Source organism: Micromonospora sp. NPDC047465, assembly GCF_040643125.1.
Taxonomy (GTDB): Bacteria; Actinomycetota; Actinomycetes; order Mycobacteriales; family Micromonosporaceae; genus Micromonospora.
Map to the genome: position 1 here is coordinate 1 of NZ_JBEYTP010000079.1, position 17,196 is coordinate 17,196.

Sequence of the window (17,196 nt, forward strand, 5' to 3'; positions counted from 1 at the left end):
GACACCGACACCAAGCCGACCAAGCCCTGACCGATGCCCACACGGCGTTGCTGGCCGCGCAGACGCCGACCCGTGCGGCGGCCCGGCTGACCGGGATCGCCCGCAGCACCGCGCACCGACGCTCCCGCACCCCGGTGACGTGCGCACCCACGCCTCGGCCGGCGCCGGCGAACCGACTGTCCGACGCCGAACGCACCCGGATCCTGTCCGTGCTCGACAGCGACCGGTTCGTCGACACCACCCCGACCGAGGCATTCGCGACGCTGCTCGACGAAGGCGTCTACCTGGCCTCGATTTCCACCCTCTACCGGATCCTGCGCGACAACAACCAGGTCGTCGACCGGCGCCGCCAGGCCCGACACCCCGCCCGGGCACGCCCGGAGCTGACCGCCACCGGGCCGGGGCAGGTGTTCACCTGGGACATCACCAAACTGCCCGGCCCGACCAAGGGCGTCTACTACGACGCCTACGTCATGATCGACATCTACTCCAGGTATGTCGTCGGGCACCACGTCGCGGCCAGAGAGAGCGCCGACATCGCCCACGACTTCATCACCGAGGTCATCGCCGTGCACGGCGTCCCACAGGTCGTGCACGCCGACCGCGGCACCTCGATGACCTCCAAACGCGTCGCGACGCTGCTGGCCGACCTCCACGTCACCCGATCGCACTCCCGCCCGCGCGTGAGCAACGACAACCCGTTCTCCGAAGCCGCGTTCAAGACCGTGAAGTACCACCCCACGTTCCCCGAACGCTTCGGATCCCTGGCCGACGCCCGCGCGTTCTGCGACACATTCTTCGGCTGGTACAACCACGAACACCACCACGCCGGCATCGGCCTACACACCCCCGCCGACGTCCACTACGGCCACACCGCGACCCAACAAAAGCAACGCGCCCGAGCCCTCGACACCGCCTGGACCGCCCACCCCGAACGCTTCTCCGGCCGGCCCAGACCCAAAGCGCTGCAACTGCCCGACACCGTCTGGATCAACCCACCCGAACCAGCAACCGATCAGCCCCTACCCCAAGCGGCGTAACACCCACTGGTCCCACCGACCTTGACAAGTACCGGATCCGCATGAACCCGTCTGTGCCGTGGCCCAGTCCGATGACCCGGCGGGCCATGCCTTCGGCCGCACGCATTACGCCGGCGTCAATGCCGTGAGCCTCGGACGTGTGGACGATATGGGCCATGGACGACACTGCGGAGGTGATCGGGTTGCCCTCGCCGGAGAAGCTGTCCCTGTCCACTTCCTCCGCGGCCTCCTCGAAGATGGGTGGGAGGATCGCGCCGATGCCCTTGGCGAAGGGTGCCAGGTCCCGAGCCGTGACACCCTCCGCCTTCGCCACCGCTAGTGCGTGCGCGTAGCCCGCCATCGCGGTCCAGAAGATGTCGAGCAGTGCGATGTCGTACGCCGCCGCGCGGCCGATCTCCTCGCCGAGGTGGGTGTGGGTGCCGCCCAGCGCGTTCAGCACCGGCTGGTGCTCCCGGTAAAGGTCCTCGGGGCCGCTGTAGATGACCACCGCGTCCGCGGTTCCAATGGTGGTGATCGGCGTCATGATCGCACCGTCTAGGTACCGGATGCCGTGTCCGGTCGCCCACCGCTCGGTGTCGCGGGCCCGGTCCGGGGTGTCGGCCGTCAAACTGACGAGTGTGCGCCCCTTGAGGGCATCGGTGACCTCGTCGCGTCGCAGGATGGCGTCCGACGCGTCGTAGTTCACCACGCAGACCAGGGTCAGCCTGCTTGCGGCGACCGCCTCTTCGGCCGATCGGGCGCTGATTGCGCCCCGCTCGACCAGCTCCCGATCCCTGCCCGGCGTCCGGTTCCATACGGTCGTCTGCAGGCCGGCGTTTAGGAACGCGCCGGCCAGGGTCCGGCCCATCGGTCCCAGACCGAGCACTGTGACAGACTTTTCGGCGTATGAGGTCATGACTCAACTCCCGTGAACATGTGAAAATAGAACGAATGGGATGAAGATGACGCGCAATCGTGCCCAGGACTTGAACGTCTGCGGAGTGACGGCCGCGATCGCCGTGATCGATGGCAAGTGGAAGACGGCTCTGCTCTGGCTGCTGGAATCCGGTCCGCGCCGTCCCGGAGAGCTGCGCCGGCAGCTGCCGGGCCTCACGGAGAAGGTGCTGACTCAGGCGCTCCGAGAGATGGAGGCCGACGGGCTGGTGCACCGGGAGGCGTACGAGGTGCTGCCGTTGAAGACCGAGTACTCCCTGACCACGTTCGGCCGCGAACTCTCCGAGGCATTGGCCCCATTTCTGACTGGGGCCACCGCCGCCTAGAAAAACTTGCCGAGGCCCACCCGGCCTCCTGATACATCTGCCAACTCCTCACCACCCAGATCTGGCAGCCTCGCGACCGCCCATAACCAGATTCGCCGCGGCGCTACCTGGCGACAAGTACCCACAAAAAAGTGGCTAGGGCCGGCGGTGACTCGCCCTACGGCGCGGCGGTGCGACGGTCGCCGCACCCCTCCCTGCCGACTGCCGGCCCACGCACCTCGACCACACTCGGCGCTAGCGTGCGCGGCGGCCCCGGGCTCCCCGCTATCCGCGTCGCTGCCGGGCGCGTTGCGTTGCGGCGTGGGAGCGACAGGGCAGCGACCGGCGCGCGCCCAAGCGGCGGCGCAGTAAAGCCGTTTCGACCAAGCGTGACGAGAGTGCCGACGCAGCTGACAACTCGTAGCCATCCCTCGGGTGCAGGGCGGCGTGGGGCCGGAGAGGGTGTGCTCGGCCGCGGTCGGTCACCCGGCGACGGCGAGGGCATCGGCGAGCACCTGGCGGCGAGCCTCGTCCCAGGTCGCCGAGCAGGTCAGCACCGCCGGGCACTGAAAGGTAACGGGGGCACACTGCTTCGGCGCGACCCTCGCGCTGTACGCATTGGCGCATGTGCCCGAGTTGGCAGCCGCCGTCGCGCACAGTCCGACCGCCTCGCTTGGATCACCACCGCCACCGCCCCGGCGAGCACCGGTGGCTGCTCATCCGCCGCAACCGCACCGCCGCAGGGCTGGCCTTCCACCTGTGCTGGTCACCGACACCGGTGCGGCTCGCTACCACTTCCGGCCGGATCTCGCTCCGCCCGCGACTAGTCGCCGTAGAAACCGGGATCACCAAGCGTCCTCGTCCCGGTCGCGCCGCAGATTCTGGTCCTGGCACCGAAGGTGGCCTTTTGGACCTTGTTCATTCGTGACGACGCATCTTGCATATTGATTGATGCACGCCGATACTGACGAAAGCGTGTCAGGAGGACGACATCGACTGACCAGCCGATGTGTCACCTAACGGCGTCTCACAGGGCCACCACCCATCTGGTCCTATCACCTCCGAGGAGGAGACAGTGAGCCTCAAACCCTCGCCATCCCGCCGCCACATCCTCCGATCCAAGCTGCTCGCCGTAAGCGTCGGTCTGCTCGCCACCGCCGCCTTCGCGCCGGCGACGGCCGCAGCGGCCTCCCCCCAGGTCTACAGCGCCAGTCAGCTCGCCACCGTGAACGACGCGGTGCAACGGTCGGGCGTCGAAGGCATCGCCTGGCATGTGGACGCGACGTCCGGCCGCGTCGTCGTGACCGCCGACAGCACCGTCTCCCGTGCCGAGATCGCGAAGATCAAGCAGAGCGCCGGAGACAAGGCTGGTGCGATCCGGATCGAGCGCGCCCCAGGCGTCTTCACCCCCCTGCTGTCCGCAGGTAACGCCATCTACGGCGGCGGGTACCGCTGCTCGCTCGGCTTCAACGTCGTCAGCGGCAGCACCTACTACTTCCTGACCGCCGGGCACTGCGGGGACGTGGCCGACACCTGGTACACCAACTCCAGCCAAACCACGCTCATCGGCCCGACCATCGGCTCCAGCTTCCCGGGCAACGACTACGCGCTGGTGCGCTACGACAACACCTCGCTCACCCACCCCGGCGGGTTCACCGTCGCGGACGCCTTCGTCGGTGAGTCCGTCACGCGCACCGGGTCGACCACCGGCACCCACAGGGGTACCGTCACCGCGTTGAACGTCTCGGTCCGCTACGTCGGCAAGGGCGGCGGCACCGTCAGCGGCATGATCCAGACCACCGTCTGCGCCGAGCCGGGCGACTCCGGCGGCCCGCTCTACGACGGCACCAAGGCGCTCGGCATCACCTCTGGCGGCAGCGGCGACTGCCGCTCCGGCGGCACCACCTTCTACCAGCCTGTACGTGAAGCAGCCAACGCGTACGGCGTGACCGTCTACTGATCCACCAGCGAGGCGAACGGAAGGGCTCCCGGCCACGGCTGGGAGCCCTTCTCGCCGTCAGCTGCCACGTCGGTCCCTCGGCCGAGGGGCGGAATCCCGAGCCGGCGAAGTCAGGAGGTGGGGCGAGCGGTCGGCGCGGCGGTCGGGGTGATCGCCGCCACCGGGCATGCTGGGAACACTCGTCGGAACGCTGTCCGGCGTCCCGACCGTGCGGACGGGCGAGCATCAGCCGCCCGACAGTCATTCGGATTGACTGCCGCCGCCCCAACTCGGGCCAAGGCCCGGGCAGCGGTATGACTCGAATCGAAGGGGCGGCATGCCAGCCAGTCTTCATGGTTTGGCGCTGATCGTCCGGAAGGGAGTCATCCCAGGGATTATCATTTGCTGTCGGCGTGTGGGGCTGAGGATGACATCGCGGCCGTGAAGCAGCCCGGCCCACCCGCCTGTCCTGCCACCATTCGTCAAGAACGCACCCACCAAGGCCAGCCGCTACGGTGACCTCGTGCCCGAGGGAAGCTCGACGGCGCTGCTGTGCGTGTACTCATTTCCGCGTACCGGAGCCCAGTACCCACGGCGTCAACCGATCCCGTTAGCCGCTGACAAGGTGGACGGGCTGGCCGATCACCTGAACACGCTCGGCCCGGCCGAGCTTGAAAGCAACGCTTGCCCGCTCGCGGGTCATGATCAATACAGGTCATCCTTGGCTACCCGGACGACACCAGAGTGACGGTAAGGGTCGACTACAACTGCGGGGTCGTATCCGCTGCCGGCGCCGTCCGGCAGGTCGGCCAAATGAAGACGCTGTTGGGGTTCTGGCCCGAGTGGGCTGTCAAGACATGCCGCACCCCGGCGCAGACTCCAGGCAGCCCATTGATCCGCTCCGGCACAGCCGCGACGGGCAACTAACGGGGCGGACCCCTTGCCTGCCATGGTGAGTTGAAGCGAGCTGCTCGTAGCCCGGGCCCGCGAGGATCTCGTGACCGCGATAAATACGCTGGCGGTCAACTGACGGCAGAAACCGGGCGTCGCCGCAGGCAGAGCTGGGCTCTACCTGCGGCGACGTGACCCGGGACGTCGCCAAGACGGTCGCACGAGCGATGAGCGGCGAACAATGCTGAGGGCGCCCCTTGGCCGTTGCTCGGGCGCCCTCGGCGTTGGCACCCGCACAAACGACCTCTCCCCCGCGCCCCAGCGCTCAGCATGACCTCGTTGCTGGGTGCGGAGGGGCGGTCATGCCTCTTGCGCCTCGTGCTTCTGGTCAGTGGACGCGGTGGTGGCGTCGTTGCGGGTACTGGTGCGTTTGTGGCGCACCTGCATGAGGCTCCATGCGGCCAGGGCGGCGGCGATGGCGATGGCGACGACGAGGAGGTCGGGGACCCTGTTGGCGCTCTGCAGAACGGCGCCCTCGAGGCGGGCCTGGTCGGATGCGCCGAGAATGCCGCCGAGGAAGGTGGTGCCGCCGGTGGCCAGCAGCAGAATTCCGACGGCGACCGTGAGCGCGCCGCCGATGATGCCGGTCCAGGTGTTCCACCACCGGCCGATGGTGACGGCGCGCGGGCGGACGAGGCGTTTCACGAACGGCAGCCGCCCCCACAGCAGGGCGAGAACAAGCAGGGGCAGCGCCATGCCCGCGGCGAAAATCAGCAGGACGATTCCGCCGGACAGCGCGTTGCCGGCGACGGCGGCGAAGGTCAGCACAGCGCCCAGCAGCGGCCCGGCGCACACCCCGGCCAGGCCGTAGACGGTTCCGAGCGCGTACACGGCGGCAACCGACGTGCCCTCAGCGGCCTTGGGACCGGACAGGAACGGCATCGGGATATTCATCAGCATGATCACTCCGAGGATGATCACGACGATCGCGGCGACGGTGACCAGGACGAAGCGGTGCTGGCTCACGAACGCTCCGAGGGTCCCGGCGAGCACCCCGAGCGGGACCAGGGTGGTGATCAGCCCGAGATAGAACACACCGGTGCGGGCGACAAGCGCGGCGGGACTGCTGAACGCATAGGAGAAGAACGCCGGCAGCAGCATCGCCGAGCACGGGCTCAGCAGGGTGAGCACGCCGCCGAGGAAGGCACCCAGAAGACCGAGCTCCATGGAGATCTACTCCGCCTGCGCCAGTGCCGTGTCGAGGAACTCGCGGAACGTGCCGATTGGCTGCGCACCCGACAGCGCGGTGGTCCCGGCGACGAAGAACGGCACGCTGTTGACGCCGAGCTGCTGTGCCGAACGGGTGCTCTCCTGCGCGGCGGCGCGAAGCTTCGGGTCGTCGAGGTCGGCCGTGTACCGGTCGATGTCCGGCACGCCCGCCTGCCTGGCGAACGCGATCAGCGTCTTCCTGGGCAGATCCGGGTGCGATCCCTTCGGTGCGGCGTCGTACACGGCGGTCACGAACTCCATGAACTTGCCTTGCTTCGCCGCCGCCCGCGCAGCGACCGCAGCATCCTCGGACTGCTCGCCGAAGAACGCCACGTCGTGGATCTCGACACGCACCTTGCCCGTGTCGACGTACTCCTTGATCAGCGTGGGCAGGGTGTCCCTGCTGAACACCGCGCAGTACGGGCATCGCAGGTCCGTCCACTGGGTGAGCACGATCGGTGCGTCGACATCGCCGATCGCCATCGGATCGTCGGCGTCGCGGCGTACAAAAGCTGGATCGCCTGTCGCTTCCTCGGACCGTTCCGATGACGCCGACGTCGAAGGTGCTGATGCGCTGGTCGGGCTCTGCCCGGGCAGCGACTGAGCTGTCACCACTACCCCGAGGAACGCGGCGATCACGCCCAGCACGATGTTCAGCCGTCGTGAACGGCGATACTTCGCCTCCATCACGTGCAGCGAGGCCTTTGTCGAAGAGGTCACCCCGCTAGGATACAAGATGGATCCAAAGGGCGCCTGGCGCCCCGTGGCCGGCGGCAGGGCGTGAGCGCCGCGCTCACGATGCCTTCGGGACGAGCGCACGGGTGGCCATGAGGACGGTGAGTGGGATGAGCGTGATGATCGCGAGGATGGACAGCGCCGAGAAGCTGGTGAGGGTGAGCAGGGGCCCGGCGGCGAATGCCGCGGTTGCGCCGCAGAGGTTCGAGAGCGCGTCAACGCCTCCTTGGGATGCGGCACGTGTCTGGGTGGGGACGGCGGTGCTGAACAGTGCGGATCCGGCGACGTTGACGAACGACCAGCCGACCCCGAGCAGAATCAGCGACACGATGATCCACGCGGTGTCGTCGGGCTTCGCGGCGCCGATCACGAGCGAGGCGAGGAAGATGACGATGCCGGTGCTGATCGTGAACCGGTGACCGCGCCGGTCGGCGATCAGGCCCACGAGCGGCGAGAGGCCATACATTCCGGCGATGTGCAGACTGATCGTGATCCCGATGATGCTGATGGATCCGCCTTGGTGGGCGACATGAACCGGGGTCATGGTCATGATCGAGACCATCACCACCTGGGCGGTGAGAATCGCGATCATCGCCACTCGGGCCCGCCGGTTCGTGCGGAGCTCGACGAGTACCTGGCGGATGCGGCCGGGGTGCTTGCCCGCGGGAGCGCTTCGTGGCGTCTGCGCAGACTGTTCGAGCAGGAGGAGAGGGTCTGGACGCAGCCACACGAACACGACGAGGCCGGCGAGTGCGAGGCAGATCGCGGCGATGAGGAACGCGCTGGCGAAGATGGTGAGCCCGGTGGCGGCACCGACGAGTTCGCCGGGCACGCCGAGGTTCGGGCCGAGGACGGAACCGAGTGTTCCCACCCAGACGACCAGGGCGAGTGAGCGGGCTTTGTGTCGGGGTTCGGCGAGATCTGTCGCAGCGAATCGTGATTGGAGGCTCACCGCGGAGCCGGCACCGATCAAGAGGAGGCCGACGAAGAGCGGGACGACCATGCTCCCCTGTGCTGCGGCGACCAACAGTGCTGCGCCGGCCGCGGCCATCCACCATCCGCCGCTGAGGGCGACGCGACGTCCGCGGCGCGCGGCGAGGTTCCCCAGTGGCAGGCCCAGGAGCGCCGCACCGAGTGTGCTGGCGGTGCGGGCCAGCCCTGCCCAGGCTTCGCTGTCGGTAACCTCTCCTGCCAGCAGCACGCCGATCGAGGGTGCGACGCCGACGCCGACGGTGCCGATGATCTGCGCGATGACGAGCACTGTCATCGTGCGTCGTTGGACGGCGTCGATGGTCGGACCCGCCTGGGTAAGGGAGGCGCTGTCGGCGCGGGCCGAGCATTGGGGTTCTAGCACGTGCTTCCTTGTCTGCGTGACGTTTTGGATTCCTGACGGGGCAGCAGCTGGATGCGGTGCCCGCAGGTGAGACGCGGTGCCGGTCTGGTGCACGACGTCGTTGAGGTCGGCGAACAGGTCGTCGAATGCTCAAGTCCGACACCGAGCCGGATCAGGCCCACGCTGATTCCGGCGTCGAGGAGCTGATCCGGGTGAGCTGCGAGTGGGCGGTCGATGCCGGATGGATCACGAGGGATCGCACATTTCCGATGTTGGGAGGCGGCTGAAGGCGTGAGCTTCGACTGCCGTTCGGCCGGCGATGCCGCCGGTGATCTCAGAGAGGAACGCGGCACCGACGGCGACACCGTGCGGCGCGTAGACCGCAGCGGTGTAGCCGGCCGACCCTGAACCGATGATGATGAGCTGCCTCACGGGCACTCCTTCCTCTCGCGCCTGCCCGATGGGTGCTCCCCGAACAGCACCTGTCACCAGTGTTGGATCCCGACAGGACGCAACTTGTATCCTAGATGCCGAGGCTCGCTCCCGCCAATCGGGCGGAAGCCCGGTATGCTATGCCGGTTGAATGCCTGTTGTACTGAATCGGGAACAAGATGTTCCGAGAGGAGGAGGGCCACGAGTGACGTCCGCTACCGGCGAGTCGGCCACCGACCAGGCGTACCGCAGGATCCGCGATGACATTCTCGGCGGCGTGTTCCCCAGCGGAACCATGCTCGGGGAAGCGGCACTGGCCGCACAGATCGGCGTGAGCCGTACCCCCGTCCGCACCGCCCTGGCCCGACTGCAGGACGAAGGGTGGATCACGATCTACCCCAAACGCGGTGCCCTGGTCAAAGGCCTCAGCGACCGCGCGATCCAAGACCTGGCCGACACCCGTCTCATCCTCGAGGTCACCTCCGTTCGACGCGCCTCAAGCCAAGCGCGTGAGATGCTCGCGGACCGTCTCGAGCAGGCGGTCGTCGAACAGGAACGCGCGTTCCGGGAACGCGATCTGGAACGTTTCATCGAACTGACGATCGCGTTCCATCGATCGTTCGTGGAGTCCAGCCGCAACGAGATCATGCTGGAACTCAACGACCGCCTCGCCGATCGACAACGGTTCCTCCTGTTCAGCCACGGAGAACGCCTACTCGCACGGTGTGAGGCCATCATCGCCGAACACCAACACTTGCTCGCGTCCCTGCGCACCGGCGACATCACCGGGTTCGGCGACGCGCTCCGCTCCCACCTCAGCGACAACTACGGCAAACCACTTGACCCCGTATGCCCGCCACCGTGACGACTCCGGTGCGGCCCACCAGCGGTTGACATGCCCGGTCGTAGCCGCCAGCGACGCCCTTCAGAATGTGGCGATCGGGTTGACCGGGCTGCCGGACGTACCGGCGAAGCGGACCGGCGCGACTGCGAGGTGGAAGTCCCACTGGCCGAGCTCGGCAGCCGCCGTCGCGCACGCCTCCAGGTCGCAGTTGTCGAGCAGCCACAGACCCATCGCGACGAGGCTCACGGCGTGAACCGGCATCAGCACGTCTTCGTACCCCGACGGCTGAACGTCCTGAGGGGAGTCAGCGCCGATCAGCGCGACCTCCCGTTCATGCAGCCACGGCAGGCAGGACGCGTGCCAGCCGGCCTGGGTGAAACCGTTGGCCGCACCGGTCTCGTGTCGGACGCGGCCATAGCCGGTGCGCAGGAGTACCGCATCGCCGGATCGCACCCGCACACCCTGGCGACGCTCGGCCTCCTCGAGATCGTCGGGAAACACACCCTGCCCCGGTTCCAACCACGGCACATCGCGGACCCTCGCGATGTCCAGCAAGACACCACGCGTGACGATCCCGTTCGCCGCCGCCGTGACGGCCGCCCACCCCGATCCCGTCGCGGCGTCGACCAGCGAGTGCGACCGCCCGTTGTACATCATGCCGTCCCAGAAGATGTGGCACGGCGAGTCGACGTGGGTGACGGTGTTGCCGTGGAACGTGATGCCCAGCCGCTCGGACGAAAAGCCCCAGCGCCGGTCGGCGTGGAATCCGGGCACCGGCATGTCCTCGGCACCCGGCATGTCGGCGGCGCACGGGCACGTCGTCGTCGACCGCTCCATCTCTTCCGGTACGGCAACCTCCCATGCGCACGACACGCTCCTGCCGTGGCGCACGGCCCGCGCCGCCGCCAGACGGACGTCGTCGGTGATGTGGTTCAGGGTCCCCAACTGGTCGTCGTCGCCCCACCGTCCCCAGTTCGACAGCGTGTTGAAATACCCGAGCACATCGTCCTGTGTGGGCATCGGTCGCCCTGCCGTCATCCCAGCATCGGCTCCTCCGGTCACGCGGTTCGAGGCACCGCAGGCAGCGTATCCCGCCCTCTCCCGGGTGTTTCCTCCCTGCCGGCCCACGTGTTCATCGGTGCCGAGGAACGGTGCATCAACTGCTCCTGACCAGTTTGCGAGGATCAGCTGCTGTCGTCGGTGAGCCGGCGGTCGCGCCCGTCGCAGTCGGCGGGTGAGGACCGTCCGTCATGACCGCATGCCAGCCGTCATGACATCAATGACGAGCCGCAGGGCGGCCAGGCCGGCGCCCGACCACCAACCCCGACAGCATCGGGCTGCGGCACCGCGGGAGTCAGAGGTGCCTGCACGAGGCCGGCGTGGGTGCGGCGGAGCAACTCCAGGGCCATTGCCTCGCCCGAGGTGTCCGTCCCAAGGAGGCGGTTCACGTGCAGGTGTACGTAGCTGTGGCACAGTGCCTCTCGGGACCGCCACAGATTGCCGTCGCGGTGCAGTGGGGTGAGCTGGGCGATGGCGGACTCGAGTGCTGGCCGCCGGGCGTTGAGCAGCCGGGACACTTCGTCGTCGGTGGACGGGGCGGCTCCTAGCGCCTGGCGCAGGGCACGTTGCCGTTTGCGGTACTCGAAGCCGCCGAGGCGGGAAGAAGGTGGACCGCCGTAGGAGAAGGCGGCTCGTTCTTCCCGGGACAGGCCCAGGCAGGCCAGGAGGTCATCAATGCTGACCACGGCCAGCTCTAGCAGGTCTGTGCCGAGCCGGCCTTCGACACGGGCCTGCAGCATCTCGGCGACGCCCGGGCTGTCGGCCATGAACAGACGCTCTGCCGCCGCCATCCCTGCCTCGCCTCCGTACCTCTCGATTTCACGCTCGTACGTCTCGAACGAGAACTTCCCGCAGAGGCCATCCGCCGTCAGCCCGCCGGCCCAGGCACAGACCTGCTCCATCAGCGGGCCGGTGAGCGTAGCTGGATCTCCATGGAAGCGGAGGCGGACGTGGCACTCCGGATCCGCGTAGCGGACGAAGAACCAGCCGTCCGCGAGGCCGGACCGGGTGGCGTGCTCGGCGAAGGTGCGTAGGGGTCCACCGATCAGTTCCTCTTCTCGATGCCGGTCGCAGTAGAGCTTCAGGTACAGCCAGTCGCTGCCCGGTGGGCGCAGCCGTTCCACCGGGTCGACGACCTGAATGACGGACAGTGTGTCGCCACCTGGGCGCTCCCCGCCACAGCGGACGAGAGGGGCCACCACCTCGCACATGTGGCCGCCGTCGGTTCCCGGCAGCCAGGCGTGCTCCGGTCCGGGCAGCGCTTCCTGGAGCATCGCGGACCCACCGGGGACGCCCGCCCTGAGTTCCTCTCGAAGCAGCTCGACGTCCCGTACGTCGTCGAGGTCGAGAAGCAGCCGGTTGTCGGCGACCGTCAGGTAGACGTGGCGGGGTACATCCCATGTGGTCCGCCACGTCGAGAGCGCTGGCCCGAAGCCGTCGTCGGGGCCGGACCCACTGGCGGTAGCCGGGTCGAGCCGCCACTGGGCGGGAGCCAGGACGATCCGGTGGCGCTGGACCCTTGGCAGGTAGGCCAGTCCAGCCGCCGGCCCCCAGGAGAAGGCGGTCAACTGGCAGCGGCCGTCGTGGGCGACATCGACCAAGAACCGGACCGCGGCCGACGCCCTCCGGGTGTTGAGCATGTGCCCTTGGACCCCGACGACCTCGGCTCCCCCCGCGGGCCAACTGACCACGAAGCGCCCGTCCCTGAGGCCGACGACCAGCTCGCGCACCGGTATCACGCCCTCGGCCGGAACGCCGGGCCATGCATCGACGAGGATCTCGTGTCGCCGGACGGCGGGCCTCAGCGCCACGTTCGCGGAGCGTGGGGGGTCGGGCGAATAGACGACCTCAGCAATGAGCGTGCTGGGGTCGTACGCCTGCTCGATGCGTGCGAGTTCAGCCAGCGCCTCCTCAGCGGGGTGCCCGAGAAGACCGGCGAACCTGCCCAGGCTGCGGCCAGCGGCGGACGCGCCGAGGCTGGGGCCGACGACGATCTGGAAGTCCCCACGGTCGATGGCGGCCGACGAGGCTGCGGCGACGAAGAAGGACAACTCAAGTGACGGCGGAATGTGCTCGGGGACAGGATCAGACGTGGCCAGACGGGCAAGGAGCTCGTCGTCCAGCTCCACCACTCGGCGGCCCTCCCGGTTGGCTGACACGGCGAGGTCGAGGAGGAGTTGGTCACGCGGAGCGCGCCTGGGCCTGCCCGCGCCGCCGTGGGAGGACGGTGGTCCGAGCCCGGTCGCGGGGTCGAGAAGCTCTAGCAGCGGGACTCGGCGGTGCGCCCCGTACCGGCTCTCGAACCTTCGTCGGTACTCCCCCAGGTGTGGCAATCCCTCGGGCAGGTGGCCCAGGCGTAGGAGCAGGTCAGCGGCCTCGGCCGCTTCGGCTGCCACCGAGGCGTGCAGTCCGGTGGACTGGAACGAAAGGGCGGTGTCGGTCTGCAGGAGCTTCCGCGCCCCACCACCGTTGACGCCGCCCCTTCCCGTGCTGGCGCCCACAGCGGTCACGGCAGGGTCCACATCGACCATCCGGTGCTGCAGATGCCTCAGGTGGTCCGCCTTCCGGTCGAGGGGCAGCTCGTCCCACCTGGCCAGCTCGTCGACCAGCCCGGCCAGTTGCCGGGCGACGGCCTGTGCTCGTTCCGAAGGGGTTGCCTCCAGGGACTTGCGCAACCGCGTCATCGGATCGCCGCCGGTCGGTGCCGGACTCAACTCGGAGATGAGGAATCCCTGCGCCAACAAGTCCTCGACCAACCGACTGGCCTTGTCCGGCGTAGCACCGGGTATCTCCCGGACCGCCTGCACCAGGTCGGTTCTCGAGGTGGCCACCCGTGCCGCACTCAGCACGAGGCGTACGGCCGCTGTAGCGCGTACGGAGCTGCCTGCCCCGGGCCCCTCTACGAGGATGGCGCGGCCACCGTGCAGCAGCACCGCGGGACTGGCCATCAGGCGCAGGTGCGGACGGATGTCCGGGTCGTCGCGTAGCCGCTCGGTCAGCTTCTGCAGCCAACCCATGTCGGCCCGCGTGTGGGTGCGTGATGCGGCCGGGACAATTGCGATGTTCGTGGTCTCGGCCCACCGCACCAGGCCGACTCCTGCGAACAGGCCGAAAGGCGTTGGCCTGGTGGTCATCCTGATGAGGTAGCGCCTGAGCTTGCGGGCCAGGCGGGGAGCCCGCCTGTCCTGGGGGCCGGTCCGCTCCAGTGCGGCGGCCAGATCCGGACTGGCCACCCGTATCGCAAGGGGCAGCAGCGGATCAGGGGGGAGCAGCGACGAGCCGGACCGGGCCGGGAGAGTGAGGTTGCGGGAGTCCGCTGGGAGGAGAGGAGCCCGTAGAACGGCCCATCCGAGCGGCTCGTACAGCACGGGCCGGTGGCCCTGGCGTGCCCGATGCACACGGTGGGTTCCGGTCATGAGAGTAGGAAGCTCCGGTCCCAGACCGGCTCGATCCGGGTAGCTGCGGCCAGGAGGGTCATGGCGACACCGGCGGCACCGTCCAGCAGGCCGGCCCGGTCCACGGCGACGTCCGCCGTCTCCAAGGAGGCGTAGCCGAACGGCCGCTCGGGATCGTACGCCGCCAGAAGCTGATCGACGAGCTCAGTCGACGCGTCCGCGAGGGTGTCCGATGGGGTGTCTCGCGCGAAGCGCAGGACGATCTGGAGTAGCCCGGCCACACCGTGGCAGAAAGTGGGTGAGGGGAGGTAGCGCAATTCGGCAGGGCGTCGCAGGATGCTGGTCATTCCCTCGACCGCCGCGCTGCGCAGTCCGCCGTCGTTCAGGGCGCAGCCTGCCAGCCACAGGGAACGCGCGACCCCTGGAGTGCCGTAACACCAGGCACCTCGCGTCGGGCCGGACGCTCCACTAGAGGTTGGCCGGCCCGCTGGCGTCAACGGCACGGCATCGGGCCAGCCGCCTCCCCATACGTCGTCGACCCGCTGCGAGAGCAACCATTGGGCGAAGGCGCGCACCGCCTCGCGCTGACCGTGGACCTCGTAACCGCCGAGCAGGGCGAGGGAGAGCAGCGCCAGGGGGCCGGGTATGCCGTGTGCGAGCCCGCAGTTGAGCTGTCCCGAGGGATAGACACGGCGCGTCGACTCGGAGAGCAGCAATTCCGGCGGGGTGGCCCAGCGGGGTATGCCTCGGGAGGGTTCGGCAAGGCGTACCAGAGCGGTGAGAACGTCCGGCAGCACCCCGAGCGAGTCACGCCTCAAGAGGTACGCCCCCACACCACTCACCCCGGAGACGAGATCGAAGGCACTCACCGGCAGGCCGGTGCCGATGGCGTTCAGTCGCGCGGCGAGTTCCGACGCCTGCGGGGCCAGCAGCTCGTCGGCGGCCGCGAGCGCCCGCTGGTAGCGGTCGCCGTTCCGGCTCAGCGATTCCAGTGCGAAGGCGAAGCCGCCAAGTCCGGCGAACAGCCCGGCGTGCTCCGGGCCACCGTTCTCCAGAGCGGTTACCCCTTCGGCGAGGAAACCGTGGCCGACCGCGTCCCACCCCTCCCCCGGAAGGCACTGATCAAAATAGGAGCACATCACAGCGATCCCCGCATGCCCTCCAGCGAGTCCGCATGGGTTCCAGTGAACCGACTCGGGATAGAGCGTCTGGCGGCGTGCCAATGGAAGCGACCGAGCGATGCGTTCGCGATCAGTGACACGGATAGCGACATCCCGTGCCGCGAAAAGCGCCGCGCTCTGCCGGGTCGCGTCGAGGGCGCCGGTCCAGACCGGCGAAAGCACAATGTCAGGCGTTGCGGACTCAGGCACCTGGACTCCCTTGGATTTTGAGGTCGGTGAGGGGTGCACGCGCTGCGAGGGGGCATCCCGGCGGTGATCGTCAACCAGGGGCCGACGCGCTCAACAGCGAGGACTGCAGGCCGTCTCAATGCAGCTGATCGTTTTGTCCCAATCCTCATCCGGAAGGCAGCCCGTGCAGGTCGACTCACAGGAGGGCCAGATGTCGCACGTGTTGGTGCATCCCCAGTCCCCACACGTGCACGTCCAGAACGCTTCGGTCCACGGAATTGGCCGACAATTCCCCTCTGGGTCCGTCATCGGTTGGGTGTACTCGTCGATCGGGTTCGTGTTCTCGTCATACAGGGCGGCACGGAACTCCGGCCGGCGCCGGGCCCGCTGGGGGCCGCGGCGTACGGGTCCGCCGGCAGATGTTGTTCGCCTTCGCCGAAGGTCCAAGTCGAACTCATCCGGCGGCCGGACCGACGTCGTGCGCGTGTAGGCGATGTGGGCACCCTTCTTCAACGTGATCTGGGTTGCCTCAGTGCCGAGGAACGGCGCTTTCTCAGATGGAATCCGCGAACTGTCGAGGACGTCACTGACGGAGAACTCGATGAAGTAGTCGAGCCCTTTCGTGAGGTAGAGACGCCTGTGGCCGGGTCGGTCACTGTCTCCCAGTAGCCCGCTCACGGTGAGACCGACTTCCGGCGGTCGCGAGGGGTCCGGGCGCAGCCGTTCGACCAGTGGGTCTTGGTGGCCTTCGACGTCCCTGAAAGGGCTGTTGTCCGTGGAGTCAGGCATAAACGTTCTCTCAAAATGATTCGGGCGGCCCGACACGTGAGTAGCTGCAGGCCTTCACACCTGGCATGATTCTCCTACGTCCCTGAGACCCATGTGAGCGAATCCCTGAGTCTTCCACCCTGGATGATCAGCAGACGACAACGGCCGATACCGCAGCTGATCATGGATCGCGCCAGCCGGCGTCTCAGATAGGGCCCTCGTCGCACAGCCGTAAGGCGCACTGAGATCTGGCCGGCGCGTCGACCAGCCCATTCTCAATAGACCTGCACCGAGACGGTTCTCGCCCTCGCCGGTCGTAGCGGCCGATGAGCAGGATTGTCCGGCTAGCGCATCGGCGAGCGGCGGCACCGGATCGCCTCGGATCGCCCGACTTCGCCGGAGCCCTATGTGAGGCGGACGGCTACGCCTCGGTCGGCGCGGGTGGTTATCACGGCGAGGGGCACCTACCGGCGCAGATCGATCGGCGCCAGTCTCAGGTTGTGGCCCGCTCAGACGAGCCGCACGGGAACTCGCCCTGAGTCGTCGTTCAGCCGGCTGGGTTGGGGTGTTCGGGGGGCCGCTGTCTGGCGTGACGTTTGTCGAGTACGGCGACGAGCAGGAGGACGAGGGCGGAGAGGCTGGCGGCCGCCAGCGGTGAGGTGTGGGACAGCAGTGGGGTGAGAGCCAGCAGCAGGGTGATCCCGATGATCCGGCGGCCGGACACGCGGTTGAAGACGAGGTATTCCAGGCGGGTTCGGCCGGCCAGGAAGATCACCGGCCCACCCGTGATCATCGTCAGCCAGGGCGGCTCCCTGGGTGTCAGGGTTGGGTGAGACCAGCGGTTCAGAGCAAATAGCCCTCCCGGGGCGAGGATGGATCTTCTCTCGATGACGATTTCCAGCGC

The 17,196-nt window shown here is 68.2% G+C and carries 13 protein-coding genes; 4 read left to right on the forward strand and 9 right to left on the reverse strand.

Translation table 11 applies throughout. The features are described from left to right. On the forward strand, positions 1-1,040 hold a 1,040-nt coding region (locus ABZ793_RS33300; protein ID WP_357464723.1), incomplete at its 5' end, for a DDE-type integrase/transposase/recombinase. Here the strand turns inward: ABZ793_RS33300 and ABZ793_RS33305 are convergent. Beyond that, entirely contained in the window at positions 991-1,935 is a 945-nt protein-coding gene (locus ABZ793_RS33305; RefSeq protein ID WP_357464725.1) for an NAD(P)-binding domain-containing protein, read from the reverse strand. The genes ABZ793_RS33300 and ABZ793_RS33305 overlap by 50 nt on opposite strands. A 40-nt stretch (positions 1,936-1,975) precedes the next feature. Here ABZ793_RS33305 and ABZ793_RS33310 point away from each other — a divergent pair, with 40 nt between their 5' ends. Next, positions 1,976-2,299, forward strand: a complete 324-nt coding sequence (locus ABZ793_RS33310; RefSeq protein ID WP_357464727.1) for a helix-turn-helix domain-containing protein — start codon at positions 1,976-1,978, stop codon at positions 2,297-2,299. Between the two features lie 1,054 nt (positions 2,300-3,353). Further along, complete coding sequence (locus ABZ793_RS33315; protein ID WP_357464729.1) at positions 3,354-4,238, forward strand: S1 family peptidase; 885 nt, start codon at positions 3,354-3,356, stop codon at positions 4,236-4,238. 1,230 nt (positions 4,239-5,468) lie between these two features. Here ABZ793_RS33315 and ABZ793_RS33320 read toward each other — a convergent pair. The 4 genes from ABZ793_RS33320 to ABZ793_RS33335 form a co-directional block, all read right to left on the reverse strand. Further along, the gene (locus tag ABZ793_RS33320; protein ID WP_357464731.1) at positions 5,469-6,335 is read right to left on the reverse strand and encodes a cytochrome c biogenesis CcdA family protein; all 867 of its coding nucleotides are present in this window, start codon (positions 6,333-6,335) and stop codon (positions 5,469-5,471) included. Between the two features lie 6 nt (positions 6,336-6,341). Next, entirely contained in the window at positions 6,342-7,097 is a 756-nt protein-coding gene (locus tag ABZ793_RS33325) for a thioredoxin domain-containing protein (RefSeq protein ID WP_357464733.1), read from the reverse strand. 73 nt (positions 7,098-7,170) lie between these two features. Continuing rightward, entirely contained in the window at positions 7,171-8,379 is a 1,209-nt protein-coding gene (locus ABZ793_RS33330; RefSeq protein ID WP_357464735.1) for an MFS transporter, read from the reverse strand. Between the two features lie 312 nt (positions 8,380-8,691). Further along, positions 8,692-8,877 (reverse strand): hypothetical protein, encoded by a 186-nt coding sequence (locus ABZ793_RS33335; protein ID WP_357464737.1) that lies wholly within the window; start codon positions 8,875-8,877, stop codon positions 8,692-8,694. A gap of 205 nt (positions 8,878-9,082) precedes the next feature. Between ABZ793_RS33335 and ABZ793_RS33340 the strand changes: the two genes are divergently transcribed. After that, positions 9,083-9,742, forward strand: coding sequence for a GntR family transcriptional regulator (locus tag ABZ793_RS33340; protein ID WP_357464739.1), 660 nt, complete (start codon positions 9,083-9,085; stop codon positions 9,740-9,742). 60 nt (positions 9,743-9,802) lie between these two features. Here ABZ793_RS33340 and ABZ793_RS33345 read toward each other — a convergent pair whose 3' ends face one another. The 4 genes from ABZ793_RS33345 to ABZ793_RS33360 form a co-directional block, all read right to left on the reverse strand. Continuing rightward, on the reverse strand, positions 9,803-10,741 hold the full coding sequence (locus tag ABZ793_RS33345; protein ID WP_357464741.1) for a cyclase family protein: 939 nt from the start codon (positions 10,739-10,741) through the stop codon (positions 9,803-9,805). Positions 10,742-10,989: 248 nt separating this feature from the next. Next, positions 10,990-14,196, reverse strand: a complete 3,207-nt coding sequence (locus tag ABZ793_RS33350; protein WP_357464743.1) for a lantibiotic dehydratase — start codon at positions 14,194-14,196, stop codon at positions 10,990-10,992. Further along, positions 14,193-15,545: a lanthionine synthetase C family protein gene (locus ABZ793_RS33355; RefSeq protein WP_357464745.1), complete on the reverse strand. Its 1,353-nt coding sequence runs from the start codon at positions 15,543-15,545 to the stop codon at positions 14,193-14,195. Before ABZ793_RS33355 ends, ABZ793_RS33350 begins: the two co-directional genes overlap by 4 nt. A gap of 1,294 nt (positions 15,546-16,839) precedes the next feature. Further along, the coding region (locus ABZ793_RS33360; protein WP_357464747.1) for a low temperature requirement protein A at positions 16,840-17,196 on the reverse strand (357 nt) is incomplete at its 5' end.